At 68.3% G+C, this 22,253-nt stretch carries 23 protein-coding genes; 10 read left to right on the forward strand and 13 right to left on the reverse strand.

Going from position 1 to position 22,253, the window contains the following annotated elements:
• Nucleotides 1-30: 30 nt before the first annotated feature.
• The 6 genes from ASF08_RS06710 to ASF08_RS06735 all read right to left on the reverse strand — a co-directional run bounded on the left by ASF08_RS06710 (nt 31) and on the right by ASF08_RS06735 (nt 4,533).
• Nucleotides 31-306, reverse strand: coding sequence for an SH3 domain-containing protein (locus tag ASF08_RS06710; protein ID WP_018044153.1), 276 nt, complete (start codon nt 304-306; stop codon nt 31-33).
• A 13-nt stretch (nt 307-319) separates the two neighbouring features.
• Nucleotides 320-1,084: an SDR family NAD(P)-dependent oxidoreductase gene (locus ASF08_RS06715; protein WP_056142960.1), complete on the reverse strand. Its 765-nt coding sequence runs from the start codon at nt 1,082-1,084 to the stop codon at nt 320-322.
• Entirely contained in the window at nt 1,081-2,382 is a 1,302-nt protein-coding gene (locus tag ASF08_RS06720) for a beta-ketoacyl-ACP synthase (protein ID WP_056142964.1), read from the reverse strand. Before ASF08_RS06720 ends, ASF08_RS06715 begins: the two co-directional genes overlap by 4 nt.
• 129 nt (nt 2,383-2,511) lie before the next feature.
• Entirely contained in the window at nt 2,512-3,663 is a 1,152-nt protein-coding gene (locus ASF08_RS06725) for a beta-ketoacyl-ACP synthase (RefSeq protein WP_200931836.1), read from the reverse strand.
• The gene (locus ASF08_RS06730) at nt 3,660-4,157 is read right to left on the reverse strand and encodes a 3-hydroxyacyl-ACP dehydratase FabZ family protein (RefSeq protein ID WP_056142968.1); all 498 of its coding nucleotides are present in this window, start codon (nt 4,155-4,157) and stop codon (nt 3,660-3,662) included. The genes ASF08_RS06725 and ASF08_RS06730 overlap by 4 nt, the downstream gene beginning before the upstream one ends.
• Before the next feature lie 73 nt (nt 4,158-4,230).
• A complete protein-coding gene (locus tag ASF08_RS06735) occupies nt 4,231-4,533 on the reverse strand; it encodes an acyl carrier protein (protein ID WP_018044158.1) in 303 nt (100 codons plus the stop codon).
• Between the two features lie 372 nt (nt 4,534-4,905).
• Between ASF08_RS06735 and ASF08_RS06740 the strand changes: the two genes are divergently transcribed.
• Complete coding sequence (locus tag ASF08_RS06740; protein ID WP_056142971.1) at nt 4,906-6,027, forward strand: AI-2E family transporter; 1,122 nt, start codon at nt 4,906-4,908, stop codon at nt 6,025-6,027.
• Between the two features lie 150 nt (nt 6,028-6,177).
• Here the strand turns inward: ASF08_RS06740 and acnA are convergent, their stop codons facing one another.
• Nucleotides 6,178-8,877 (reverse strand): aconitate hydratase AcnA, encoded by a 2,700-nt coding sequence (gene acnA, locus ASF08_RS06745; protein WP_056142973.1) that lies wholly within the window; start codon nt 8,875-8,877, stop codon nt 6,178-6,180.
• A 300-nt stretch (nt 8,878-9,177) separates the two neighbouring features.
• On the opposite strand from acnA, the gene relB reads away from it, so the two are divergent.
• The 4 genes from relB to ccmB all read left to right on the forward strand — a co-directional run bounded on the left by relB (nt 9,178) and on the right by ccmB (nt 11,052).
• A complete protein-coding gene (gene relB, locus ASF08_RS23840; RefSeq protein ID WP_081612742.1) occupies nt 9,178-9,402 on the forward strand; it encodes a type II toxin-antitoxin system RelB family antitoxin in 225 nt (74 codons plus the stop codon).
• The gene (locus tag ASF08_RS06750; protein ID WP_056142975.1) at nt 9,386-9,655 is read left to right on the forward strand and encodes a type II toxin-antitoxin system RelE family toxin; all 270 of its coding nucleotides are present in this window, start codon (nt 9,386-9,388) and stop codon (nt 9,653-9,655) included. The genes relB and ASF08_RS06750 overlap by 17 nt, the downstream gene beginning before the upstream one ends.
• 75 nt (nt 9,656-9,730) lie before the next feature.
• Nucleotides 9,731-10,387 (forward strand): heme ABC exporter ATP-binding protein CcmA, encoded by a 657-nt coding sequence (ccmA, locus tag ASF08_RS06755; RefSeq protein ID WP_056143100.1) that lies wholly within the window; start codon nt 9,731-9,733, stop codon nt 10,385-10,387.
• Nucleotides 10,388-10,395: 8 nt separating this feature from the next.
• Nucleotides 10,396-11,052: a heme exporter protein CcmB gene (gene ccmB / locus ASF08_RS06760; protein ID WP_043764704.1), complete on the forward strand. Its 657-nt coding sequence runs from the start codon at nt 10,396-10,398 to the stop codon at nt 11,050-11,052.
• On the opposite strand, the gene ASF08_RS06765 is transcribed toward ccmB, so the two are convergent.
• On the reverse strand, nt 11,053-11,664 hold the full coding sequence (locus tag ASF08_RS06765; RefSeq protein WP_056142977.1) for an SOUL family heme-binding protein: 612 nt from the start codon (nt 11,662-11,664) through the stop codon (nt 11,053-11,055).
• Between the two features lie 249 nt (nt 11,665-11,913).
• On the opposite strand from ASF08_RS06765, the gene ASF08_RS06770 reads away from it, so the two are divergent.
• Genes ASF08_RS06770 through ASF08_RS06780 form a run of 3 tightly spaced genes read left to right on the forward strand, consistent with a single transcriptional unit; the run spans nt 11,914 to nt 13,448 of the window.
• Nucleotides 11,914-12,690, forward strand: coding sequence for a heme ABC transporter permease (locus ASF08_RS06770; RefSeq protein ID WP_018044167.1), 777 nt, complete (start codon nt 11,914-11,916; stop codon nt 12,688-12,690).
• 3 nt (nt 12,691-12,693) lie between these two features.
• Complete coding sequence (gene ccmD / locus ASF08_RS06775; RefSeq protein WP_056142979.1) at nt 12,694-12,849, forward strand: heme exporter protein CcmD; 156 nt, start codon at nt 12,694-12,696, stop codon at nt 12,847-12,849.
• The gene (locus ASF08_RS06780) at nt 12,846-13,448 is read left to right on the forward strand and encodes a DsbE family thiol:disulfide interchange protein (RefSeq protein WP_018044169.1); all 603 of its coding nucleotides are present in this window, start codon (nt 12,846-12,848) and stop codon (nt 13,446-13,448) included. The genes ccmD and ASF08_RS06780 overlap by 4 nt, the downstream gene beginning before the upstream one ends.
• Before the next feature lie 17 nt (nt 13,449-13,465).
• On the opposite strand, the gene ASF08_RS06785 is transcribed toward ASF08_RS06780, so the two are convergent.
• Nucleotides 13,466-14,083 carry a septation protein A gene (locus tag ASF08_RS06785; protein WP_056143102.1) on the reverse strand — a complete coding sequence of 206 codons (618 nt, stop codon included), beginning with the start codon at nt 14,081-14,083 and terminating at the stop codon, nt 13,466-13,468.
• 142 nt (nt 14,084-14,225) lie between these two features.
• Nucleotides 14,226-15,629, reverse strand: a complete 1,404-nt coding sequence (ftsY, locus tag ASF08_RS06790) for a signal recognition particle-docking protein FtsY (RefSeq protein WP_056142981.1) — start codon at nt 15,627-15,629, stop codon at nt 14,226-14,228.
• 62 nt (nt 15,630-15,691) lie between these two features.
• Between ftsY and ASF08_RS06795 the strand changes: the two genes are divergently transcribed.
• The gene (locus ASF08_RS06795) at nt 15,692-16,396 is read left to right on the forward strand and encodes an RluA family pseudouridine synthase (protein WP_244474472.1); all 705 of its coding nucleotides are present in this window, start codon (nt 15,692-15,694) and stop codon (nt 16,394-16,396) included.
• A gap of 771 nt (nt 16,397-17,167) precedes the next feature.
• Here the strand turns inward: ASF08_RS06795 and mtaB are convergent.
• On the reverse strand, nt 17,168-18,415 hold the full coding sequence (mtaB, locus tag ASF08_RS06800; RefSeq protein WP_056142988.1) for a tRNA (N(6)-L-threonylcarbamoyladenosine(37)-C(2))-methylthiotransferase MtaB: 1,248 nt from the start codon (nt 18,413-18,415) through the stop codon (nt 17,168-17,170).
• Nucleotides 18,416-19,303: a diaminopimelate epimerase gene (gene dapF, locus ASF08_RS06805; RefSeq protein ID WP_056142989.1), complete on the reverse strand. Its 888-nt coding sequence runs from the start codon at nt 19,301-19,303 to the stop codon at nt 18,416-18,418.
• Between the two features lie 243 nt (nt 19,304-19,546).
• On the opposite strand from dapF, the gene ASF08_RS06810 reads away from it, so the two are divergent.
• Nucleotides 19,547-20,251: a GyrI-like domain-containing protein gene (locus tag ASF08_RS06810; protein ID WP_056142993.1), complete on the forward strand. Its 705-nt coding sequence runs from the start codon at nt 19,547-19,549 to the stop codon at nt 20,249-20,251.
• A 12-nt stretch (nt 20,252-20,263) separates the two neighbouring features.
• On the opposite strand, the gene ASF08_RS06815 is transcribed toward ASF08_RS06810, so the two are convergent.
• Nucleotides 20,264-21,919 (reverse strand): cyclic peptide export ABC transporter, encoded by a 1,656-nt coding sequence (locus ASF08_RS06815; protein WP_056142996.1) that lies wholly within the window; start codon nt 21,917-21,919, stop codon nt 20,264-20,266.
• Between the last annotated feature and the right edge of the window lie 334 nt (nt 21,920-22,253).

Here is a 22,253-nt window from a genome sequence, read left to right on the forward strand (position 1 = left end):
GCGGCCTTATCGACTGAAAGCCGTCCCGGCTCAATCCGGCGCAAGGTAGCGCCGCCGCGCCCAGCCGAGGATCGGGCCAGCCTTGACCCGGCACCATGTGAGGCCGCTCGGCGTCTCGTTGGTACAGCCGAAGCCGCGCAGGCGCGCCCCTTCCGGCGCTTGGCCAAGCACGGGCGCCGAGGCGTCCGGGGTCTCGCGGATGCTCAACCCGTCACCGCGCGGAAGACCGTCGACGCGGAAAGCGCCGGTCTCGGCGAAGGCGGGAACCGCTGTCAGAGCCAGCGCGAGGATGAGGCGGAAGCGCATAGGATCATCCGCCTCAGGTCCGGTGAACACCCATCATCGCCGTCAGCCCGCCATCGACCGGCAGAACCGCGCCGGTAATGTAGGCTGCGGCATCTCCCATAAGGAAGGCCACGAGCGCCGCTATTTCCTCAGGCTTGGCGAAGCGTCCCAAGGGAATCTGTTTCTCCATACCGTCACGATGCGCGGCATAGGGAGCCATCATCTCGGTGTCGATGAAGCCCGGCGCAATGACGTTGACCGTCACTCCGCGCTTGGCCGATTCGATCGCCAACGTCCGGCAATAGGAGATCAGCGCACCCTTCGTCGCCGCATAGGCAGCATTGCCCGGGTTGGCCTGTAGGGCTGCCACCGAACCGATGGAGACGATGCGGCCGGAACGTCCTCGGATCATGCCGCGCACCAGTGCCTTCGTGATCCGGGTCAGCGACCAGAAGTTCACTTGCATCGCCGCCTCGGCCTTGTCCTGAGCCATCATCGCGGCCAGCACGTCGTAAGATTGGCCGGCATTATGGACGAGGCCGTAGAACGCTTCCCCTTCCTGGGCCTCGCAGAAAACCTCCAGGGCATCGCGGTCGGCGAGGTCGAGAGGGTGGGCGGTGATCGCCCGTCCGGGATTGGCCTGGCTGAGTTCGGCCACGAGGCGCTCCGCCGCATCGCCCGAGGAGCGATAGGTGAAGGCGATGTCGTAGCCGGCATATACCAGCGCCCGCACAATTGCCGAGCCGAGGCCGGAGGCACCCCCGGTGACGAGAACGCGCCGGGTGGTTTCCGTTGTCATACGGGCTCGTCCCCAAGGACGAGGCAGGTGTTCTGCCCGCCAAAGCCGAAGGAATTGGACAGAACGCGGCTGACCCGGGCGTCGCGGGCCGTGGTCACCACGTCGAGGGAGAGGGCTGGGTCCGGCACCGCATAGTTGATCGTCGGCGGGATGCGGCCATGGGCGATGGTGAGGAGCGAGATCACCGCCTCGATGGCCCCCGCGGCGGTCAGCGTATGGCCGATCATCGACTTGTTCGACGAGATCGGCAGGGTGCGGATCCGCTCACCGAACACAGCGGCGCATCCCAATGCCTCCATCTTGTCGTTCTCCGGCGTTGATGTGCCGTGTGCATTGATCGTATCGATGGAATCCGGCTCGGTGCCGGCATCGTTTAGGGCAGCGCGGATGGCGGCGATGCCGGGCGCACCGTCTGGGCTCGACCGGGTGCGATGGAAGCCGTCGCCCTTCTCGCCGCAGCCCAGGACATAGCCGAGGATCGTCGCGCCGCGCGCCCGTGCGGATTCGGCATTCTCTAGGACCAGGGCGGCGGCCCCCTCCCCCATGACGAAACCGTCACGATTCTTGGAGAACGGCTTCGACGCCCCCTCCGGCGGATCGTTCTGGGTCGAAAGAGCAGAGAGCAGCGAGAACCGGATCAGTGATTCCGGGTTTACCGAACCGTCGGTGCCGATGCAGAGAGCCGCCTGCATCTCGCCCCGCCGGATCGCCTCGACACCGAGCTGGATCGCGGTGGCGCCGGAGGAACAGGCGGTGGAGAGCGAGATCGGCGATCCCTTGGTGCCGAACCGGTCGGCGATGTTGTCGGCTACGGTGGCGAAGATGAAGAGGTCGTGCCAAGCGTCGAACCGCCCGCTCGATGCCGCCCGCTGAAGGTCGGAATAGGTGATGTCGCCGTTCTGGCCGGACGCCTGTGCCAGGGACTGGCGCTGGGGCCATTCCATCTCCACCGGCGGTACGGCGATGAACAGTGCACCGGGGAAATCACCCTTCGCACCAATGCCGGACTGGGTGATCGCTTCCTCGGCCGCTTCCTCGGCGAAGCGCTGCGACAATGCGGGCGCCACGAGTGGGTCGGTGTCGAGGAAATCCACCGTCCCGGCGATACGGGTGCGCAGGCCATCGGTGGAAAAACGGGCGATGCTGTGGATGCCGGACCGGCCGGCGGTGAGCGCAGCCCAATTGTCGGCCTGTCCCTGCCCGAGGGACGTGACGATGCCGAGGCCCGTCACCGCGACCAATGGCCGGCCATGGCTGTCCCGGAAGCTTCGTGAATCGCGGGGAGAGGAGTTCGTCATAGCGCCGTCTTGCTATCGTTCCGACCGAACGGCCTTGAAGTTGCCCCGCCCCGAACATTCGGGCCGATCGATCACGGTTGAACCGGTCTTAGCGGAATTTCGGTGAGCTGACAGCCGCATCCCCGCGGGTCACGACATCGCGCTCAAGCGGACCACGCCCTCACCGCGGCGATGGCCAACGGTGGTGATCGCGACCTCGCGCGCCCTGCCCTCCGAGATGAGCGCGGCGGCGAGTGCGGCCCCCAACGGCGCCGTGACTTCGAGCGAGTGGCCGGTGATGTCCCCGAGGGCCGTGACGGGCACACCGGGCGCAAGTTCGCCCAGTGCCGTGCTCTCCTCGGCTGTGATTCCCTCGACGCCGGTAGCGCCCGAAATTAGCAGGTCCGGCTTGGCGCCGGCCTTTTTCCACAAGGCGGAGAGGCTGAGTTCTACGCTGCCGGTCTCGCGCCTGGGACGATCGCTCTCCACCGGAAGCAGGCGGGCAAAGATCGTCGCCTTGCGCGCGGCGGCGGTTTCGGCGGCTTCCAGCACGAGGAAGGCGGCGGTACTCCCAAGGATGAAGCCGGCCTCGCCTTCACCCTGACGCTCGAAGACCGGCCGGAAGTTGCCTTTCCGCAGATATCTGCCCAGCTCGTGCACGACCAGGACGTCGGGACGTTCCGCGCTGTAGGAACCGCCCACCAGCATCGTGTCGATCTGGCCTGAAGCGATACGGCTCTGAGCGTTGCGCAAGGCGTCGACGCCCGAAGCCTCCTCACCCATGAACGTGCGCGAGGCGCCCGTGACCCCATGGACGATGGCGATGTTGCCGGCGAGCAGGTTCGAGAGCTGTGCCAGGAAGAGGGTCGGGCGCAGGTCGTTCTGCAGGTGCTCGTTGAGATAGGCGCCCGGATCGGCCGCGTCGCGCAGGCCGGTCAGGATAGCACCGTCCACCGCCGTATCGCGCTCGCCGCCGCCGCAGGCGACGACGAGGTGCATCGCTGCCTTGAAGGCCGCGTCCTGTTTCACCCTGGCCGAGTCGAGGGCAAGCCCGGCCGCGTAGACGCCCAGGCGCTGCCACGCCTCCATCTGCCGCTGGTCCGACTTCTTGGGGATCTGTCCGTCGAGGACCAGCGCCGGGGCGGGATGGACCGGATAGGGCGCAAAGCGCTCCGTATCCGTGGCCTTTGGACTGCCCGCCGCGAAGGCTTCGAGGTGAGCGGCGATCCCCTCGCCGGCGCAGGAAACGAGGCCGATACCAGTGACGACGACGTCGCGCTGACTCATGCTGGTCTTGCTCATGCCGGAACCGCCCCGCCGGGGGGCGCCCCCGATGCTATGGCGCGATCCATCAGGCCGATCCGCCGGGCGCGCTCGCGCATGGGAGCATCGAGCCCTTCGGGAAACGGCATCGTCCGGAACCGCAGCTCCGCATCGGCCAACGGCTTGCCCTCGTGGCGGATCGAGGCCTTTGTCACCGCGTAGCCGGAGCCATCATGCTCCAGGCTCGCCTGCACGACGAGCGTCGCGCCGGGGCCGACGAAAGAGCGGAACCGCGCCTTGTCCACCGCCATCAGGAACGGCATCTGCACGAAATCGAGATGGGCGAGGAGCAGGTAACCGGACGCCTGTGCCATGGTCTCGGTGAGCAGCACCCCGGGCACCAGGGGATGGCCGGGAAAGTGACCCTCGAAGACCGGGCTCTCCATCGGCACGTGAGCCAGCGCCTCGATCCGGCCGGCGGCCTTGTCGAGACTCGTCACCGTGTCGATCATCTCGAAATATTCGAGGCGCATGGCGTCAAAGGCTCCGCTGGGGACTAGAGGCTCCGCTGGACACTCAAATGCTCGGCCCGGCCGGGCTTGCCCTTCAGGCCTTGGCGGCCTTCTCGGCCACCAGCGCGTCGATGCGGGCGCAGAGGTTCTTCAGCACGAAATACTCCTCGGCCGGCACCTTGCCCTCGTTGACCTCCTGGGTCCAACGCTCCAGCGGCAGCTTGATTCCGAATGCCTTATCCACCGCGAAGGCGATGTCGAGGAAAGCGAGCGAATCGATGCCGAGATCCTCGATGGCGTGGCTCTCGGGCGAGATGGTGTCGCGCGGGATGTCGGCGGTGTCGGCGATGATGTCCGCGACGCGGTCGAACGTAGCGGTGGTCGGCTGGTCAGACATGCGTTCTCGCCGTTTTCTTCTCTATGGCGCGCCGTGGCGGATCCGGTATCGGATCTCGTGGCGGGCGCGGCCGGTCCGAGGCTGGCGCGTGATCCCGGCGCCCCCCGGGTCGCGCAGCATGCCCCCGAAGCGGCGTCGCGCCGCTTCCGATCGAAGGCGGTCCCTTACACGAGGGGGTGGTGGCGGGCAACCTTGGCAGAAGCTCAGGCCAGGCTCGCGTCTTCGTGCGGCTGCGGGCCTCGCCGGACCATTCCGCCCTGCGATGCCTTGACCTACATGCGGACGCGGGCCTGTTCGACGTGGGTCCATCCGGCTCCTTGCCCGAAATTCGTTGAGCGTGAGGCGTGCCACGGGGCGGCAGAGGTGACGAGAATGGAACAATCTATTTCTGTCGATGCCGCGGAGCCGCCGGTGGACCATCGCAGCCGCGCCCAAGGTGGGGCACGCATCGCCCTGGTCCTGGCGCTGTCCGCCCTCGGCCTGTGGGTGCTCCACCCGTTCCTTCCGGCCCTGGCCTGGGCCGTGATCCTCGCCATCGCGCTCTGGCCGCTCTACGCGAAGGCCGAGCGGCGCTGGCCGGCCGGGGGGCACAACATCCTGCTGCCGAGCCTCTTCACCCTGGCTGTGGCGCTGGTCTTCCTGGCGCCCCTGGTGATCCTCGGCGTCCAGGCGGCACGGGAAGCCCATGACGCGATGGCCTGGGTGAAGTCGGTGGAGCAGAGCGGGATTCCAGCCCCCGAATTCCTGTCCCATCTGCCCTACGGCGCGGCCAGGGCCGGTGCCTGGTGGAACGAGAATCTCAGCCACCCGTCCGCGGGCTCCGAGATCCTGCACAAGCTCGACAACTCGACGACGATAGGCCTGACCAAGAGCCTCGGGGCTCAAGTGGTTCGCCGGGTTGTGCTATTCGGCTTCACCCTGCTGACGTTGTTTTTCCTGTTTCGCGACGGGCGGGCTGTCATCAGGCAGTCGCTGACGGCGAGTGGCCGCCTGTTCGGCCCGCGTGGCGAGCGGGTGGCGCGCCAGATGGTGGCCTCCGTCCACGGCACCGTCGATGGGCTCGTCCTGGTCGGCCTCGGCGAAGGCGTAATCCTTGGAATCGTTTACTATTTTGCGGGCGTGCCGCATCCGGTCCTGCTCGGCGCGCTGACGGCGGTGGCGGCGATGATCCCCTTCGGGGCGCCGCTGGTCTTCGGCATCGCCGCGCTGATTCTTCTCGCCGGCGGGGCGGTGATCCCGGCGGTGGTGGTGGTGGTGGCGGGCTTCGTCGTCACCTTCGTCGCCGACCATTTCGTGAGGCCGGTCCTGATCGGCGGCACCACCCGCCTGCCCTTCCTCTGGGTGCTGCTCGGCATCCTCGGCGGGGTCGAGACGTTCGGCCTGCTCGGGCTTTTCCTCGGCCCGGCGGTGATGGCGGCGCTGGTGCTTTTGTGGCGGGAATTCACCGATGGAGACGTCGCGCAGGACGCATCCCGAGGCCCGCGCGGACCGTAATTCGAGCCGCCCGCAACCGCCATGGGACGGCCGAAAAGACCGCCATCGGACGGCGTTTCCGAGAATTACGAAGCCGGCTCAGATTCCGGTGGAATGTCCGAGCCGAAAGGCCCTCCCCTGACCGGGAAGGGCCTTCCTCGCATCGTAGGCTTACGCTGCCAGGGAGCGCAGGACGTAGGGAAGAATCCCGCCGTTGCGGAAATATTCCAGCTCGTCGAGCGTATCGATCCGGCAGGTGAGCGGCACCTCTGTCTTGGTGCCGTCGGCGGAGGTGATCTCGGCGATCATGGTCTGGCGCGGCTTGATGTCGCCCGAGAGGCCGAGAAGGCTGACGGTCTCGTCACCCTTGAGGCCGAGCGATGCCCAGGACGTCTCGCCCTGGAACACCAGCGGCACGATGCCCATGCCCACGAGGTTCGAGCGGTGGATGCGCTCGAAGCTCTCCGCCACGACGGCGCGGACGCCGAGGAGCTTGGTGCCCTTGGCCGCCCAATCGCGCGACGAGCCGGTGCCGTATTCCTTGCCGGCGAAGACCACGAGCGGCGTGCCCGATTCGGCGTATTTCTGGGCGGCGTCGTAGATGTACATCCGCTCGCCCGAGGGCTGGAACAGGGTCCAGCCGCCCTCGACCACGTTGCCGTTCTCGTCCCGGACCATCTGGTTCTTGATGCGGATGTTGGCGAAGGTGCCGCGCATCATGACCTGATGGTTGCCGCGGCGGGTGCCGTACTGGTTGAAGTCCTGCACCCGGACCTGATGCTCCTGCAGGTAGGTGCCGGCCGGCGAGGCCGCCCGGATGTTGCCCGCCGGGGAGATGTGGTCGGTGGTGATGGAATCCTGGAACAGGCCGAGGATGCGGGCCTCGACGATGTCGGTGATCGGCGCTGGCGTCTTGGTCATGCCCTCGAAATAGGGCGGGTTCTGCACGTAGGTGGAGGTCGAATCCCACTTGAAGGTCTCGGCCTCGGTGACCTCAACGGCCTTCCAGTAATGGTCGCCGCTGAACACGTCGGCGTAGCGCGACTTGAACAGGGTCGAGGTGATGTTGGCCTCGATGAACTCGGCGACCTCCGCCGTGGAGGGCCAGATGTCGGCGAGATAGACCGGCTGACCGTCTGAGCCGATGCCCAGCGGCTCGGTGGTGATGTCGATCTGCATCGAGCCGGCGAGCGCGTAGGCGACGACCAGCGGCGGCGAGGCCAGGTAGTTGGCGCGCACGTCGGGGTTCACGCGGCCTTCGAAATTGCGGTTGCCGGAGAGCACGGCCGCCGCGACCACGTCGTTGTCGTTGATCGCCTTCGAGATCGGCGCCGGCAGCGGGCCGGAATTGCCGATGCAGGTGGTGCAGCCGAAGCCGACGAGGTTGAAGCCGAGGGCGTCGAGGGGAGCCTGCAGGCCCGCGCTCTCCAGATACTCGGCGACCACCTGCGAGCCCGGCGCCAGGGAGGTCTTCACCCAGGGCTTTGAACGCAGGCCCTTGGCGACGGCGTTGCGGGCGAGCAGCCCCGCGCCGATCATGACGCTCGGGTTCGAGGTGTTGGTGCAGCTCGTGATCGCCGCGATCACCACGTCACCGTGGCCGATGTCGTAATTCGCCCCCTCGACGGGGTAGCGCTTGGCGATGTCGGCGGCCTTCTTGAACTCGGTCTCCATGGACTGGGCGAAGCCCGGCTTGGCGCCATCCAGCAGCACCCGGTCCTGCGGTCGCTTGGGGCCGGCCAGCGACGGGCGCACGTCACCCATGTCGAGGGCGAGGGAATCGGTGAAGACGGGGTCCGGGGTCTGCGCGTCGCGCCACATGCCCTGGGCCTTGGCATAGGCCTCCACCAGCGCGATCCGGTCGTCGGCGCGGCCGGTCACCTTGAGGAAGTCGATGGTCTTCTGGTCGATGGGGAAGAAGCCGCAGGTGGCGCCGTATTCGGGGGCCATGTTGGAGATCGTGGCGCGGTCGGCCACCGCCATGTCGTCGAGGCCGGGGCCGTAGAATTCCACGAACTTGCCGACCACGCCCTTCTTGCGCAGCATCTGCGTCACGGTGAGCACGAGATCGGTGGCGGTGGTGCCCTCGGGCAGCTTGCCCGACAGTTTGAAGCCGACGACTTCCGGGATCAGCATGGAGAGCGGCTGACCGAGCATGGCAGCCTCGGCCTCGATGCCACCCACGCCCCAGCCGAGCACGGCCAGACCGTTGACCATGGTGGTGTGCGAATCGGTGCCGACGAGGCTGTCGGGATAGGCGAGCTCGGTGCCGTCTTCGGTCTTGGTCCACACCGTCTGCGACAGGAACTCGAGGTTGACCTGATGGCAGATGCCGGTGCCGGGGGGCACGACGGAGAAGTTGTCGAAGGCCGACTGGCCCCATTTCAGGAAGGTGTAGCGCTCGCCGTTGCGCTCGTATTCCAGCGCCACGTTGTCGGCCAGGGCCTTCGGGGTGCCGAACTCATCGACAATGACCGAGTGGTCGATGACGAGGTCGACCGGGACCAGCGGGTTGATCTTCTGGGGGTCGCCGCCCAGCGCCACCATGGCGTCGCGCATGGCCGCGAGATCCACCACGGCGGGCACGCCGGTGAAATCCTGCATCAGCACGCGCGAGGGACGGAAGGCGATCTCGGTCTCGACCTTGCCGAGATTGCCGAGCCACGCGACGGTGGCGGAGATGTCGTCCTTCTTCACCGAGCGGTCGTCCTCGAACCGCAGGAGGTTCTCGAGGATGACCTTCATCGAGAAGGGCAGCGCCGTCGCATCGGCGAGGCCGGCCTGCTCGGCATGGGGGATGGAGTAGTAGGTGTAGGATTTGTCGCCGACGGTGAGGGTCTGGCGGGAGTGAAAGCTGTCGAGTGATGCCACGGCTTGTTTCTTCCTCACGAGCGGTTGTCGAACACGCGCAGGCATGACCCGCGCCACGAAGTCGTGTTCGGCTGGAGCGCTTCTAAAAAAAAGCGCGCGCCGCTCCGGGGGTGCCCGGACAGGATGTTGCGCGACGAGCGATTTGGACGCTCGGGACTCGCGCGGCGCAGCCTGGGCCCCGTATAGAACACTTCGAAACTGGCCGCTACGCCCTGCCGTGACACGAGCGCGGGAGTGTCGGGGAGAACGTGGACGTTGGGGCACATGCGGGTTAAGCAGATCGAAGAGCCGGAGACCGCCATGATCGCCCTTCGCCTACCCCCGGATATAGAGGAGCGCCTGGAGGCACTCGCCCGCCGTACTGGCCGCAGCGCACACGACCATGCGAGCGATGCGATCTTGGATCATCTCGAGAACCTCGAGGATCTCGAATTGGCCGAGCGACGCCTCGAAGAGCATCGTCGTGGCGAGAGCGAAACGATCCCGCTGTCCGACCTGATGGCGCGTTATGGCGTGGACCATTGATTTCACGCGGACTGCAGAAAAGGATCTCGCCAAGCTCGATGATAGTGCAGCCAAGCGTATTCTGACCTTCCTGCGCCACAGAGTCTCGTCTCTGGACGACCCTCGAATGATCGGCGAAGCCCTGAAGGGCTCAAAACTCGGCGAATTCTGGAAGTATCGGGTCGGCGATTATCGCGTGTTCGCGTCGATCGAAGACAGTGCCGTCCGCATCCTCGTGGTCAGGATTGGCAATCGTCGCGAGGTCTATCGGTAGGGGCATGGTGAAAAGACCCAACTCGTCTCACGACGGGGGCCTGAACCAAGGCCCTGCCGACGGATGGACTTATCCGTGCGGCTGACCGCCACGAACCTCGCCGCCCGCCGCTCCGGCCGCCGCATCTTCTCGGGACTGTCCTTCGCGCTCGGTCCCGGCGAGGCCTTGATGGTGACGGGGCGCAACGGCGCGGGAAAATCCACCCTGCTCAGCCTGCTCGCCGGCCGGTTGAAGCCGGATGCCGGCACCATCGCGGTCGCCGATGTGGGCGAGGCGACGCTGGCCGAATGTCTCCACGTGGTCGGCCATCGCGATGGGCTGAAGAGCCCGCTGACGGCGGAGGAGAACCTCACCTTCGCCCGCGACCTCCTCGGCGCGCCCACCGCGAGCCCGGCCGAAGCGCTGAACGAACTCGGCCTCGGCCATGCCCTGCGGCTGCCGGTGGCCTACCTCTCCGCCGGCCAGCGCCGCCGCGTCGCCCTCGCCCGGCTTCTCGTCTGCCGGCGTCCGCTCTGGCTGCTCGACGAGCCGACCGCGGCCCTCGACGCCGCCTCTCAGGCCGTGCTCGCCGGATTGATGGCGCGCCACCGGGCCGAGGGCGGCCTCATCGTGGCGGCCACCCACCAGTCCCTCGGCCTGGAGGATGCCCGCGAATTGCGCATCGACGAGGCGTTGAAACCCGCACCCGCCTCGGCCGGCGCGAATGCGGCCGATTCGGAGGTGTGGTGGTGATCGGCGTGATGCGCGCCCTCATCGCCCGCGACCTGCAGCTCGCGGCCCGTGTCGGCGGCTCTGGCGCCCTGTCGCTGGTGTTCTTCCTGATGATCGTCGCCCTGGTGCCCTTCGCGCTCGGACCCGACCTCAACCTGCTCTCGCGGATCGGTCCGGCCATCCTCTGGCTCGCGGCGGTGCTCGCCACCCTGATCGGCCTCGACCGCCTGTTCCAGGCCGACGAGGAGGACGGCTCCCTCGACCTGATGACCGGTGCTCCCGCGCCTATGGAGATGGTGGTGCTCGCCAAGGTGATCGCCCATTGGCTCACCACCGGCCTGCCGCTGGCACTGGCCTCGCCGCTCTTCGGGCTGCTCGTCGCCCTCGACGGCACCGCCATGGGCGCCACCGCCCTCACCCTGCTGGTGGGCACGCCGGCCCTGACCTTCATCGGCGCGGTCGGTGCGGCGCTCACCGCATCGATCCGCCGGGGCGGCCTGATCCTCGCCGTCTTGGTGTTGCCGCTGATGATCCCGACGCTGATCTTCGGCGTCTCGGCGACCGAGGCGGCCTCCGGCGGCACGGTGCCCTTCACGACGCCCCTGCTGATCCTGTCGGCCCTCAGCCTGATCGCGGCGGTGATCGGGACCTTCGCGGCGGCCGCGGCCCTGCGCTGGTCGGAATGATCAACGCCCCTCGGCGACGGGGACGATGATTTCGTTGCGCCGCAGGAAAGGGATCGCGAAGGGCGGATCGTAGCTCAGCACGCTCGACGGACCCGTCGTCTCGCGGGCCATCTTCGCCAGGACCTGCCGGAGAACCGCCTCGCGTTGTTCGCGCGCCCTGGCGTCGAGAGTGCCGGAGAAGCGGAGCGCCGCGTAGGTCGCGGCGGGCAGCCGGGCGATGCGGACCTTCGGATCGGTGGGAACCGGCGGACCTGCCTTCGCGATGGCGGCGGGCAGGAAGAAGCGCATGACGCGCAGATCGCCGCCCTGCTCCACCGGCACGGTCATGGCAATCAGGGTGCCCTGTTCCACCGGCACCGTCATCGCGATGCGGTCGCCTCCATCATTGGCGCCGGTGATGTACCGGAACAGCCGCCGAAACGCTTCCTTATCGCCCGGTCCCGCCATGTCGGTCTCGACCGCGACACGCGGTTCGTAGCGGCGGATTTCGACGTTGCGGGGCAGTTGCTCGACCACCTCGTAGCGCGGCTGCTCGTAGGTGGCACGGATGCCGACCACGGACAGGACCGATTCCGCGAAGGTCAGGGCGTAGTAGAGGGCTTTGTCGAGCATGGCGCGGCGTCAACGCCCCATCGGCGGCCCTGTTTCCAGGCTCGCCGCCAGTCGCCGCCATTCCGTCGGCGGCGGGCCGGTCCAGCCACGGAACGCGCGGGTGAAATGGGCGGCATCGGAATAGCCGAGATCGAGGCCGGCCGGACGGTAAAGACGTGAGGACGTGCGCGAAGAAATGATCGACGCGGCTGGACTGCGCGTAACGCCCGCATTGATGCTGCACCGCACCTTGGGCTAGGTCCACGGACCATGTGGACACGTCTTGCCCATCCCGGTCACTTCCTGCGCTGGACCGGCCCCGTGATGCCCTGGCTCGCGGGGCTGTCGGCCGTGCTGCTCGCAATCGGCCTGTATCTCACCTGGTTCGTGGTCCCGCCCGACTACCAGCAGGGCGAGACCGTGCGGATCATGTACATCCACGTGCCGGCGGCCTGGCTCGGCGTGTTCTTCTACGGGTCGATGGCGCTCTCCGCCATCGGCACCCTGGTCTGGCGCCACCCCCTCGCGGACGTGGCGCAGCGCGCCGCCGCGCCGATCGGGGCGGCCTTCACCCTGATCTGCCTCGTCACCGGCTCGCTCTGGGGCAAGCCGATGTGGGGCACCTACTGGGTCTGGGACGCGCGGCTGACCTCGATGCTGATCCTGTTCCTGATCTATTGCGGCATCATCGCCCTGTGGCGCACCATCGAGGATCCGAACCGGGCGGCGCGCGCCATCGCGATCCTGACCCTGGTGGGGGCCGTGAATCTGCCGATCATCAAGTTCTCGGTGAACTGGTGGTCGACGCTGCATCAGCCGGCCTCGATCATGCGGATGGGCGGCTCCAGCATCGATCCCTCGATGCTCTACCCCCTGCTCGAGATGATCCTCGCCTTCACCCTGCTGGGGATCACGCTGCATCTCTACGCCATGCGCACGGAGATCCTGCGCCGCCGGGTCCGGGCGCTCACCATCCGCGAGGCCGAGCGTCTCGATGCCGATCCCCGTCCGGCCCGGCCCCTCGGCCAGGCGATCCGGGGAGTCTGACCGATGGCTTCCCTCGGGCCGCATGCCGGCTTCATCCTCGGCGCCTACGCCTTCACCGCCCTCGTCATCGGCGCCCTGATCTGGCGCTCGCTCAGCGATCACCGGGCGCAGAAACAGGCGCTCGCGGCCCTCCAGGGCGATGCGGGAGAGCGGGCGTGAGCGCCGCATCCTCGTCGGCACCGGTGCGCCGGTCGCTCCTCGTCATCGCGCCGCTGGTGATCTTCGCGGCGCTGGCCCTGGTGTTCTTCATCCGCCTTCGGTCCGGCGCCGACCCGGCCGCGATCCCCTCGGCGCTGATCGGGCGGCCGGTGCCGGCCTTCGCCCTGGGACCATTGCCTAACCTCGTCGGCGGCGAAGGCCAGGCCATTCCCGGCCTGTCCAGCGCCGACCTCAAGGGCCGCGTGACGGTGGTCAATTTCTGGGCGTCGTGGTGCGCCCCGTGCCAGATCGAGCATCCGCAACTGATGCGGCTGGCGCGCGAGCCGGGCGTGAACCTCGTCGGCATCGACTACAAGGACGCGCCCGAGAATGGCCGGCGTTTCCTGTCGCGCAGCGGCGTTCCGTTCCGGGCGGTGGGCATGGATTCCACCGGCCGCACCGGCATCGATTTCGGCGTCTACGGCGTGCCGGAGACCTTCATCATCGGGCCCGACGGCGTGATCCGCGACAAGCTCGTGGGGATCGTCACGGCGGAGAACTATGCCGCTGTGCTGCAGAAGATCCGGGCGGCGGAGACGATGACGGCCGCGAAGCCCTGATTCGCCGACGCGCCTGACTAGACGTCGGGCTTCGCCTCGGCCTTGCGGTCGTAGCGCATGAGGAGCGGGGTCTGCGACAGGGCGAACAGGATGGTCAGGGGCATGATGCCGACCACCTTGAAATTGGCCCAGAAGGCGTAGGTCTGCGTCCGCCAGACCACCTCGTTGATGGCGGCCAGGGCCAGGAAGAACAAGCCCCAGCGGAAGGTGAGCTTGCGCCAGCCCTCCTCCGTCAGGTCGAAGACCGAGTCGAGCACCACCGACAGCAGGGACTTCCCGAACAGCAAGCCGCCGAGGAGGATGGCGCCGAACAGGGCGTTCACGATCGTCGGCTTGATCACGAAGAACGTCTTGTCGTGCAGCGCCAGCGCCATGCCGCCGAAGACCAGCACGACGATGCCGGAGACCAGCGGCATGATCGGCAGCCGTCGCAGCAGCGCGAAATGGATGGCCAAGGCCACCGCCGTCGCCACCACGAACACCCCGATGGCCAGGAAGGTGCTGCTGTCCTCGCTCAGGCCGAACCGCGTGCCGAACGAGTTCAGCAGGAAGAACAGCACCAGCGGCCCCATTTCCAGGGCGAGCTTCGGCACCGGATCGAGATGGCGGCGCGGCGGCACGGATTCGATGGGCAGGGTCATGATCGTGAGCGGCTCGTGGTTCGGCACGCCCGGACGCAGAGCGGCGCCGGGCGGGACGCCGGATGTAGGACAGTCGCCCCGGCTTTCCTAGCGCGAGCCCTTTTCGCGCAGGTCGCCGGAGCGCCCGTCCATGAATCTAGTCCTTGTCCAACCCCGCGATGGCCCGTGCGAAATCCCGCGCGGCGAAGGGTTCGAGATCCTCGACGCCTTCTCCGACGCCGATGAAATGCACCGGCAGGCCGAACTTCGCGGCCAGCGCCACGAGGATGCCGCCCCGCGCGGTGCCGTCGAGCTTGGTCATGACGAGGCCGGTGACGTTGGCCGCCTTCGAGAACAGCTCGACCTGGCTCAGCGCGTTCTGGCCCACAGTGGCATCAAGGACGAGGAGGACGGCATGGGGGGCCTCGGCGTCGATCTTGCGGATGACGCGCAGGATCTTCTCGAGCTCCGCCATCAACCCCGTCTTGTTCTGGAGCCGGCCGGCGGTGTCGATCAGGAGCACGTCGGTGCCCTCGGTCCTGGCCCGCTGGAAGGCCTCGAAGGCGAGGCCGGCGGCATCCGCTCCTTGCGCGCCCGCCACCACCGGAACCCCGGTGCGCGTACCCCAGACCTTGAGCTGCTCGATGGCCGCGGCGCGGAACGTGTCGCCCGCCGCGAGCATCAGGCTGTGCCCCTCCCCCTTCAGCTTCAGGGCGAGCTTGCCGATGGTGGTGGTCTTGCCCGCCCCGTTGACGCCGATCATCAGGATCACGAACGGCTTCTTCGTCGTGTCGATGCTGAGGGGAATGGCGACGGGTGTCAGCGCCCGCTCCACCTCGGCCGCCAGGATGGCCCGGACGTCGTCGGGGGAGATGCCCTTCTCGTAGCGGCCCTTGCCCACGGCCTCCGAGATCCGCATGGCGGTGTCGATGCCGAAATCGGCCTGGATCAGGGCGTCCTCCAGCTCCTCCAGCGTGTCCGCGTCGAGCTTGCGCTTGGTGAAGAGGCCGGTCACCCGCTCGGACAAAGCCGACGAGGTGCGCTTCATGCCCCCGGTGAGGCGGCTCCACCAGCCGCGCTTCTCGGAGGCCGGTTCGGCTTCGGAGACCGGCTCGGGCGTGGGGGCGGGCTTTGGTGCGAAGGCGACCGTCGTGGTGTCGGCCTTCTCCGCTCCGCGCGCGGGATCGTCTCCCGCGGTGCCTGCCGGCGGGCGCTCGTCGGCGCCCGCGATGGGCTGCAGGTCCGCCCCCTCGATCTCGTCGGGGATCGTGTTCTTGTCCGGGTCGGCGGGCGCGGGCTCGCTGGGGGGCAGCGGGATCGCCGAGATGTCGTCCGCACCCGTGGCGAAGTCGGGCTGGCCTTCCGATGCCGAGGCGGGGGACGCGATGGGAGGTGAAGCCGGCTCGATCGGCGTTTCGGGTTTCGGCTCGGGCTTGGGCTCGGACTTGGACTCGGATTTGGGATCGGGCGGCTGGACCGGCACCGGCTCGGGCGGCCAGGCCTCCTCCTTCTTCCCGAACATCCGCCGCAGCAACCAGCCCGGCCTCTTGTCTTCGCTCATTCCCACTTGCTCCCTCGACCCCGCATGAGTAGCGCAGGGCGATGCCGTCAGCCGATGCCCCAGTGGAACACCGCATAACAGACATAGGCGCGCGCCTCCTCTACCGCGATGCCCTTGTCCTCGTCATCGACAAGCCGGCTGGCTTGCCCGTCCATCCCGGCCCCAAGGGCGGCGAGACCCTGACCGACCACCTCGATGCCCTGCGCTTCGGCCTGCCGCGCCGTCCCGAGGCGGCCCATCGGCTCGACCGCGACACGTCCGGCTGCCTGGCTCTCGGCCGTCACGCCAAGGCCCTGGCCCGCCTGAACAAGCTGTTTTCCGCGAGCGGCACGGTGGGGAAGACCTACTGGGCCATCGTGGAGGGCGATCCCTCGGAAGACGAGGGCCGCATCGACCTCCCCCTCGCCCGCCGCTCGGACGACCCGCGCTCGTGGTGGATGAAGACGGACCCCGCCGGTGACCCGTCGCTGACCACATGGCGCGTTCTCGGCCGCTCGCCGGACCGGAGCCTCGCCTGGCTCGCCCTCAGCCCGGTCACCGGCCGCACGCATCAGCTGCGCGTCCATTGCGCCGCCATGGGCTGGCCCATCCTCGGGGACACGATCTACGGCACCGCCCCTCGCTCGGGCGGGCCGGGGCTCCAGCTCCACGCCCGCGCGCTGACCCTGCCGCTCTACCCCAAGAAGCCGCCGATCGTGGTCGAGGCGCCTGCGCCGGGGCACATGCGGGAGCGGATGGAGATGTGCGGGTATCGGGTCGGCGCATGACGCGCGCAAGGATCGGCTGAGCTAGAGGAGCACATCCCCTCTCCCCGCACGCGGGGAGAGGGCCGCGACGACCTCGTCGTCGTCGCGGCGAGGCGGCAGCCGAAGGTGAGGGGGCGTCCGGGTGAGCCCCTATCGGATGCGCCCCCTCACCCTCGCTTCGGCTTCGCCTCTCGCTCATCGCGGACACGACAAGGTGTCCGCGATCCTCTCCCCGCGCGCGGCGAGGAGGCGCTGGCGCCGTGACATGACCCGCGAAATGGACTGGCTGGACGGCGGGCGCACATCACCTCTCCCCGCGCGCGGGGAGAGGGCCGCGACGACCTCGTCGTCGTCGCGGCGAGGCGGCAGCCGAGGGTGAGGGGGCGCGTCCGGGTAAGCCACTGTCGGACGCGCGCCCACACCCTCGCTTCGGCTTCGCCTCTCGCTCATCGCGGACACGACAAGGTGTCCGCGATCCTCTCCCCGCGCGCGGSGAGAGGCGGGCGCTGCCKGACCCTGCCGCTCTACTTCAGAAGGCCGGCCATCACTGGCGAGGCGCCGGGGCATATGCGGGAGCGGATGGAGATGTGTGGGTACGAGGCCGACGAGTAAGGCGCGAGTCCCTCCTCCCCCTTGTGGGGAGGAGTTGGAGGTGGGGGTGGTTGGGTGACCCTCAGCTTGCGGAGGCAAGCGGAACCACCCCCACTCCTAACCTCTCCCCACAAGGGGGAGAGGGACGCGCTCTGCCGACAAGTGCGGATGTGTGAAGCCGGTAGAGCCGTTGCGCTCGGATCACTCTGCCGCGATCAGCACCCGGCCGTCATGTCCGGCGATCGTCACGTCGCGGAGCTCGCCCGGAGGCGTGTCGGCTGCCAGCCGGACCGGCGTGAACCCTTCCGTGCGTCCCATCCCGCCGCGCTCGGTGAGCACGCGGTGGGTCCGGCCGACCTCTCCCGCGAGATGCGCCGTCAAGGCTGCCGCTCCCGCGTCACGAAGGCGGGCGGCGCGCTCGCGGATCACGTCTCCGGCGACGGGAGGCATGCGCGCGGCCGGCGTGTCGGGGCGCGGTGAATAGGGAAACACGTGGAGATGCGTCAGTCCGCATTCGGCCACGAGATCGAGGGAGCGGGTGAATTGCGCCTCGGTCTCGGTGGGAAAGCCGGCGATGAGGTCGGCCCCGAAGACGGCGCCCGGGCGAAGACGGCGCACGGCCTCGCAGAACCGGATCGCGTCGTCGCGGCCGTGCCGGCGCTTCATGCGCTTGAGGATCAGGTCGTCGCCGGCCTGCAGCGAGAGGTGGAAATGCGGCATCAGCCGGTTCTCGCCGGCAATCGCCTCCCAGAGAGCCGCGTCGGCCTCGATGGAATCGATGGAGGACAGGCGCAGGCGCGCGAGATCCGGCACGTGGCGCAGGATCGCCTGGACCAATCGGCCGAGGCTCGACGGCTCCGAACAATCCCGGCCGTAGGCGGTGAGGTCGACCCCGGTGAGCACGACCTCGCGCCCGCCATGGTCGACGATTCGGCGGACCTGATCGACCGCGTCCGCCAGCGTGACGGAGCGGGAATTCCCCCGGCCGAAGGGGATGATGCAGAAGGTGCAGCGATGATCGCAGCCGTTCTGGACCGGAACGAAGGCGCGGGTATGCCCGGCCACAGAGGCGATCCGCGTCGGAGCGGCGTCGCGCGCGGCCATGATGTCGTCGATGGCGAGGCGCGGTCTGACATGCGTTGCGGGCAGCCAGGTCTCGGCCCTGGTCTTGGCGTCGTTGCCGACGATCCGCGCCACTTCCGGCATCGCCGAATAGGCGTCCGTCTCCACCTGAGCGCCGCAGCCGGTGACAACGATCTCGGCCCCCGGCCGCTCGCGGGCGAGCTTGCGGATCGCCTTGCGGGCCTGGCGCCCGGCCTCCGCCGTGACGGCGCAGGTGTTGACGAGGACGAGGTCGCCGCCCGTCCCCGCCGCCTCGGCGTGGCGGCGCATCACCTCGGATTCCACCGTGTTGAGGCGGCAGCCGAAGGTCAGGGTCTCCACCGCCACTCAGTCCACCCGCGCGAAGAGCTCGGGGGACAGGAACCCCTCCCATTCGAGGGCCACGGGGCCGGTCATCAGCACGTGGTCGTCGGCGCGCCACTCGATGACGAGGTCGCCGCCGGGGAGGCTCACCGTGGCGTGGCGGCCGAGCATGCGCAGGCGCGAGGCCGCCACCAGCGTGGCGCAGGCGGCGGTGCCACAGGCCAGCGTCAACCCGGCGCCGCGCTCCCAGACCCGGAGCTTGATCGTCTCCGGTCCCGTCACCTGCGCCAGCGAGATGTTGGCGCGCTCGGGAAAGATCGGGTGGTTCTCCAGCATCGGGCCGAAGCGGCCGAGGTCGTAGCCGTCGGGATCGCTTTCGATGAAGAACACCGCATGGGGGTTGCCCATGTTCACCGCCCCCGGCGAATGCAGGACGGGCGCGTCGATGGGACCGATCTGCAGTTCGATCCGCCGCGTGTCGGGGAACGGCTCGGCCAGCGGGATCTCGTCCCACTTCAGGCGGGGGCGGCCCATGTCGACGGTGAAGGAGGCCTGCGCCTCGCGCTTCACGCCGAAGAGCCCGGCCTTGGTCTCCAGGGTGAGGCGGCCGCTCTCGGCGGGACGCGCCATGGCCGGGTCGTCGAGCATGGCGTAGGCGACGCAGCGGGTGCCGTTGCCGCAGGCGCCGGATTCCGACCCGTCGGTATTGTAGATCCGCAGATAAGCATCCGTGCCGGGCTTGCGCGGATCGTGGATGACCATGAGCTGGTCGAAGCCGGAGCGCGGGTGGCCGGCGATGGCGCGGGCCTCCTCGGCGCGCACGACCAGCTCCGTGCCGCGCAGGTCCAGCACCACGATGGCGTTGCCCGCCCCGTGCATCTTCAGGAACCGGCGGTTCTCGAGCCTCGTCATGAGCGTCTTTTGTTTCGTTGTCCGAACGGGGCATCCCGCATGCGCGGCCACCGCATATAGGCCAAAGCGCCGGGCCGCGCACGCGGGGTCCGCTCGGGGGAGCGTTGCACAAGGGACGCGCCCGTCACGTTCCTGCGCCCGATGCGGGTTGGTGCCTCGCAGGAGGGCGGCTTCCTCCCTATTTTAGGGCTTCGCGATTCAGCCGTACGATTCGTCGCGGCGTGCGATCTCCGGAGCGTTGCCTTGACCCGTCATCGTCTATTGCCGCTCGTCAGCCTCGCCGCCGCTTTGGCCGTCTCCTCCGCGCTCGCGCAGCAGCCGTCCTCGCCCGCGACCTCCTCTCCGCTGCCGACCACGACGGCGCCCGATCCGGTCAATCCCGACGCGCCGTCCCGTCCGGTGCCGACCCAGGCGCTGCCCGCCGTGCCGGCACTCACGCCGGGCCCCTCGCGCCCGACCCTGGTGGAGACCCCCGGCGACGCCAACGACGTGGACGAGGTCTCCCTGCCGCCCAAACCCGCCGCGATCCTGGCGGGGCGGGCGAGCTGGGAGGAGGCGGTGCCGGCCCTGAAGGCGGCCTTCGCGAAGATCGAGGAGGCGCTCGCCAAGGACGGGATCACCCCCGCCGGCCGGCCGCTCGCGGTCTTCGCCAAGACCGACGATGACGGTTTCCAGTTCGAGGCGATGATCCCCATCGCCTCCATGCCGAACCCGAAGCCCGCCGAGACCGGCGGCCTGCGCTTCGGCACGACCCCCAGCGGCAAGGCCCTGCGCTTCCCGCACAAGGGCTCCTACGACGAGATCGACGGCACCTACGAGACCCTCACCGCCTATCTCGACGCCAAGGACGTGGTGGTCCAGGACCGGTTCATCGAGGAATACGTCACCGACCTGAACGACAAGGCGGACGAGAAGCTCGACGTGAACATCTACGCCCTGCCGAAATAGGCGAATCGCCGCTCAGGCCGGCGGTGAGGCTTCCACGATCGCGCCGTTGTTCAGGTGGATCACCCGGTCGGCCGCATCGAAGTAGCGGTCGTCGTGGCTGATGACGATCAGGGTCCGGCCCTCACGCTTCAGGTCCGGCAGGAGCCGTGTGTAGAACAGGCGGCGGAAGGTGGGGTCCTGCTCCGCCGCCCACTCGTCGAGGACGAGGACCGGCCGTCCTTCGAGATTGGCCTGGACCAGGGCGAGGCGCTTCCTCTGCCCGGCCGAGAGATCGACGGTGGAGAAGGCCCCGTCCCGGATCGTCACCTTGTGGGCGAGATCGAGGGTCTTGAGATAGGCATCCGCCGCCGCCGGATCCGCCCCGGCGGGCAGGACGAGATCGTCGAACAGGTAATAGTCGAAGAACACCGCCGAGAAATGCTGGCGGTAGGCGTCCCGCGTCTCGTCCGTCACCGGCGCTCCGTCGAGGAACAGGGTGCCGGTCTGTGGCGGATACAGGCCGAGGATCAGCTTGATGAGGGTGGTCTTGCCCGAGCCGTTCTCGCCGACGATGAACAGGATCTCCCCCCGCCGTACGGTGAGGTCGATGGGGCCGAGGGCGAAGCCCGGCTTGCCCTCGGCGGCCGGGAAAGCGTGACTGACGCCGCGAAGCGCGATGTCACTTATCGCATGGGGTGTCCGTGCTTCCACCGATGCGAGCAGGTTCGGCTCCGAGACGGTGCGTCCGGCCGAGAATTCGGCGATGCGCTGGTAGGCGATCCGCGCCCGGCCGATCTCGGGCAGGATGGCGAGGATGTAGGTGACCGGCAGCTCGATATAGAGCAGCACCAGGACAAAGCCGGAGAGGACGGCGTTGTCGATCCCGAATGTCGCCTTGTAGGTCACGATGGCCGCGATCGTGGCGAACAGGGCCAGCTTCTTCGTCAGGTAGGAGAATTCGACGAGCGTGTTGGTCCTGAACCCGTTGCGGCGGAGCTCCTCGATGGAGGAGGCCAGGGCCCCGTCCCTCAGCCGCATCCGGCGCTCCCGGTTGAGCCGCAATTCCCTGCTGCCGTCGGTCAGGCTCTGGAAATGCTTCTGCATCGTGTCCGCCAGGGCGCGGCGCGTGCGGTAGCCGACCATGGCCCGGCGGCGCAGGATGTTCTCCACATAGCTGCCGAGGCCGAAGATCAGCAGGGTGATGGCGAAGAGCGGGGCTGACAGGGTGAGCATATAGACGAGGCAGCCGGCGGTGACGCCGCTATGGATGATCAGTCCCGACAGCATCGAGACCGTCGTCGACAGCGTGGCGGCATCGGTGTTGAGCGAAGCGAGGACCTTGTGGCGGCCGATCTGCTCGATGCGGTCGATGGGCGCCGTGAGGATCATGTCGGCGAGATCGCGGCTGAGGCCGGCGCTGATGCGCCCGCTCGCCAGGGCGCTGCCGAGCCCGGACAGGAGGGACCCGCCCACGCCGAGGAGGACGAGGCCGAGGAAGACGGGAATGAAAGTCTCGGACAGACCGCCTTCCGCATGGATGGCCGTGTTGACCTTGGCCAGCACCGTCGCCGTGGCGAGACCGCTTAAGGCGCCGATCGCCGAGGAGGCGGCCACGAGCGGCCAGATCGGGCGCAGCAGGCGCATCGCGTCCTTGCCGAGCCCGCTCAGACGATTGTCCGGTCCCGCCATTTATCCCTCCGGCTCGGCCCTGTCGCTGGCCGCTGGGCAGGCGGATACGTCAGGAACGGGATGCGCCGAAATTCGAAACACGCAGGGCGTGTCTGCGGCGAGGCCGGCTTGTCGTCGCGGTGAGGATGTGGAGAATGATCAAAGCGCCGCTTCGCGCCGGACTCAGAGTCGATCACCCGCCAGACACGATCATCCGAGCCGACCTCCTCATCCTGAGGTGCCGGAGCGTAGCGGAGGCCTCGAAGGAGCCCTCCAGTTCGCTCGGTTAGTTCTGGAGGCCTCCTTCGAGGCCGCTCCGCGGCACCTCAGGATGAGGTCAAGCCTTGGACGGACA

This window comes from Methylobacterium sp. Leaf85 (genome assembly GCF_001422125.1).
Taxonomy (GTDB): Bacteria; Pseudomonadota; Alphaproteobacteria; order Rhizobiales; family Beijerinckiaceae; genus Methylobacterium; species Methylobacterium bullatum.

Bases quoted from the DNA above. Each gene is read 5' to 3' on its own strand.
- ASF08_RS06710 (WP_018044153.1), bottom strand. From the start codon at position 306: ATGCGCTTCCGCCTCATCCTCGCGCTGGCTCTGACAGCGGTTCCCGCC.
- ASF08_RS06715 (WP_056142960.1), bottom strand. From the start codon at position 1,084: ATGACAACGGAAACCACCCGGCGCGTTCTCGTCACCGGGGGTGCCTCC.
- ASF08_RS06720 (WP_056142964.1), bottom strand. From the start codon at position 2,382: ATGACGAACTCCTCTCCCCGCGATTCACGAAGCTTCCGGGACAGCCAT.
- ASF08_RS06725 (WP_200931836.1), bottom strand. From the start codon at position 3,663: ATGAGCAAGACCAGCATGAGTCAGCGCGACGTCGTCGTCACTGGTATC.
- ASF08_RS06730 (WP_056142968.1), bottom strand. From the start codon at position 4,157: ATGCGCCTCGAATATTTCGAGATGATCGACACGGTGACGAGTCTCGAC.
- ASF08_RS06735 (WP_018044158.1), bottom strand. From the start codon at position 4,533: ATGTCTGACCAGCCGACCACCGCTACGTTCGACCGCGTCGCGGACATC.
- ASF08_RS06740 (WP_056142971.1), top strand. From the start codon at position 4,906: ATGGAACAATCTATTTCTGTCGATGCCGCGGAGCCGCCGGTGGACCAT.
- relB (WP_081612742.1), top strand. From the start codon at position 9,178: ATGATCGCCCTTCGCCTACCCCCGGATATAGAGGAGCGCCTGGAGGCA.
- ASF08_RS06750 (WP_056142975.1), top strand. From the start codon at position 9,386: ATGGCGTGGACCATTGATTTCACGCGGACTGCAGAAAAGGATCTCGCC.
- ccmB (WP_043764704.1), top strand. From the start codon at position 10,396: ATGCGCGCCCTCATCGCCCGCGACCTGCAGCTCGCGGCCCGTGTCGGC.
- ASF08_RS06765 (WP_056142977.1), bottom strand. From the start codon at position 11,664: ATGCTCGACAAAGCCCTCTACTACGCCCTGACCTTCGCGGAATCGGTC.
- ASF08_RS06770 (WP_018044167.1), top strand. From the start codon at position 11,914: ATGTGGACACGTCTTGCCCATCCCGGTCACTTCCTGCGCTGGACCGGC.
- ccmD (WP_056142979.1), top strand. From the start codon at position 12,694: ATGGCTTCCCTCGGGCCGCATGCCGGCTTCATCCTCGGCGCCTACGCC.
- ftsY (WP_056142981.1), bottom strand. From the start codon at position 15,629: ATGAGCGAAGACAAGAGGCCGGGCTGGTTGCTGCGGCGGATGTTCGGG.
- dapF (WP_056142989.1), bottom strand. From the start codon at position 19,303: ATGACGAGGCTCGAGAACCGCCGGTTCCTGAAGATGCACGGGGCGGGC.
- ASF08_RS06815 (WP_056142996.1), bottom strand. From the start codon at position 21,919: ATGGCGGGACCGGACAATCGTCTGAGCGGGCTCGGCAAGGACGCGATG.